This window comes from Novacetimonas maltaceti (genome assembly GCF_002906255.1).
In the GTDB taxonomy this organism is placed as follows: Bacteria; Pseudomonadota; Alphaproteobacteria; order Acetobacterales; family Acetobacteraceae; genus Novacetimonas; species Novacetimonas maltaceti.
In genome coordinates, this window is sequence record NZ_POTC01000122.1 from 1 (window position 1) to 2,093 (window position 2,093).

The following is a 2,093-nucleotide window of genomic DNA, read 5'->3' on the forward strand; positions in this document are numbered from 1 at the left end:
CCCCTCGGGCGAACCTCCTCAATCAGAGGTTCCCAGATCGCCCATGTCTCGTCCGTAAAGGTGCCTGTTCTGTCTCCTTCTTCCATCCCTACAATATGGGAAGAAATTCAAGATCTAACAGGCCCTAAACGAATAAGCTATATAAAAAGCATAGTCGCTTAGTAGGAGGCATCATGCAGACTTGGGCCGTGATTGCGCAGAAAGGTGGGCAGTCGAAAACGACGATTGCAACGGCTTTTGCTGTCGAAGCCGCCAGTGAAGGCGCAGCGGTTGTGATTCTTGATGCTGACGATCGGCAAGGATCAGCTCTCTATTGGTCTGAGAGACGAGAGGCTGATGACGTAATGGTGAAAGATAGCAGTGTCGCAGGATTGCCTTTGCATGTTTCGCGAGGACGTAAGAGTGGAAAGCTGGATCTCATCATCATTGATACGCCAGCAAACTCAAAAGACATTGCTATGTTGGCGGCAGAACAAGCTGACTTTGTAGTGATCCCAGTCGCTCCGCGTGGGTTGGATGTTCATTCTGTGCTGCAAACCATAAAGCAGGTTCAGCAAGCAGGAACACCTTTTGCTGTGATCCTCACCCAGGTTCCTTACCAAGGTTCAGAAGGGAAAGATGCTCGAGCGGGCTTCATCGCTAAAGGCGTCACTATGTTCGATACAGAACTTCATTTTCGTAAGGATTTTTATAGAGCAACACCGATTGGGAAAACCGCTGCCGAATTGGATCCAGATGGTAAGGCCGCAGCTGAACTACGCTCTGCTTATGCTGAGGCTAAGCGACTAAGCGGTTATGCGAATAAACCATTAAGCGAGATAGTATGATGGTGAAACCCAAGAAAGCATCGGCATTAGCCGGCATTTTTGAGGAAGAAAGTGCCCCTATATCTCCGACGGTTGTAGCGGAAAATGTGCCTAAAGAGGCTACTATCCGATCACCTCTTGATGGGAACGCACCTTCGCCACGCAAGAAAAATAGTCATCCTGGCAAAAAACCGGTTTTGATCCATATCCCAGAGGATATGCACCGTACACTCCGTCAACTGAGTGTAGAGGAAGGTGGAGAACCTTTGACGGTCATTACCGAGCGTTTATTGCGCCAATATCTGGTGCAGCGAGGGCATACTAGGTTTGCACCATGAGTAAACGGCGTGATCCGAACCCCGAGTTCGACTTTTTTATTCCGTTAATGAATGATCTTCCGTTGAAAGATCAGCGGGAAGTGATGGAGCGGCCATTTTTCTCACTTCAGAAACGTAAACGTCTTAAGCCAATTGAATATCGCAGTCCAAATGGCGAAGCATGGGTGAAAGTTGAAGCCATGCCAGCTTATGGCATGGCGACAATATGGGATGCCGACATTCTTGTGTGGGCTGCTTCCGTATTAAATCGGATGAAAGAGCAGGGGATCAATGATCTTCCGCGAACGCTTACAACAACAACCTATGATTTGTTGCGCGGCATTCGACGGGGAACAGGGGGACGTGCTTATCAGGAATTGCAAGCTGCTCTTTCGCGTCTAGAAACAACATCCATCCGTACATCATTACGGGCACCTAAGCGCCGTAATGAGGCTCAGTTTGGATGGCTGGATGGATGGACGCTGGAAGTAGATCCAGACACAGATCAGCCGCGTGGAATGACGATCACCCTATCAAACTGGGTTTATGAAGGCATTGTAAGTGAGCGATCCTTGCTGACAATGCATCAGGATTATTTTCTTTTATCTGGTGGATTAGAGCGGGCCCTCTATCGGATCGCACGTAAACATGCTGGTCAGCAGAGAGGTGGGTGGATATGCCGTGTCGAGGTGCTGCATGAAAAAACAGGTAGCGATGCGCAGCCTAAAGAATTTAATCGTATGCTACGGAAGATCATCGAAGCAGACCAACTTCCTGATTACACCATGTCGTTGACTCAGACTGTTGAAGGCACACCGGCAGTGATGTTTCAGTTGCGAGGTATGAGGTGGTCCCGTCCGTTCGGACAGTTTTGCGGGCTTGATAAGCTATACCCGGTTGTTGTTATGCCGCCCTTCTGACGGCGTTGCTGTTGGCCATCTGGTCCGGGGTTAACCCCGGACCAGATGGC

The 2,093-nt window shown here is 49.4% G+C and carries 3 protein-coding genes; all 3 read left to right on the top strand.

Annotated features, from left to right (window positions below):
* Positions 1-173: 173 nt before the first annotated feature.
* Genes KMAL_RS16505 through KMAL_RS16515 form a run of 3 tightly spaced genes read left to right on the top strand, consistent with a single transcriptional unit; the run spans position 174 to position 2,043 of the window.
* Positions 174-827 (top strand): ParA family protein, encoded by a 654-nt coding sequence (locus KMAL_RS16505; protein ID WP_062247395.1) that lies wholly within the window; start codon positions 174-176, stop codon positions 825-827.
* Positions 824-1,144: a hypothetical protein gene (locus KMAL_RS16510; RefSeq protein WP_202795770.1), complete on the top strand. Its 321-nt coding sequence runs from the start codon at positions 824-826 to the stop codon at positions 1,142-1,144. The genes KMAL_RS16505 and KMAL_RS16510 overlap by 4 nt, the downstream gene beginning before the upstream one ends.
* Positions 1,141-2,043 (top strand): replication initiator protein A, encoded by a 903-nt coding sequence (locus KMAL_RS16515; protein WP_208624793.1) that lies wholly within the window; start codon positions 1,141-1,143, stop codon positions 2,041-2,043. Before KMAL_RS16510 ends, KMAL_RS16515 begins: the two co-directional genes overlap by 4 nt.
* Positions 2,044-2,093 lie beyond the last annotated feature (50 nt).

Excerpts from the sequence above, each read along its gene's own strand:
- KMAL_RS16505 (WP_062247395.1), top strand. The coding sequence starts at position 174 with ATGCAGACTTGGGCCGTGATTGCGCAGAAAGGTGGGCAGTCGAAAACG.
- KMAL_RS16510 (WP_202795770.1), top strand. The coding sequence starts at position 824 with ATGATGGTGAAACCCAAGAAAGCATCGGCATTAGCCGGCATTTTTGAG.
- KMAL_RS16515 (WP_208624793.1), top strand. The coding sequence starts at position 1,141 with ATGAGTAAACGGCGTGATCCGAACCCCGAGTTCGACTTTTTTATTCCG.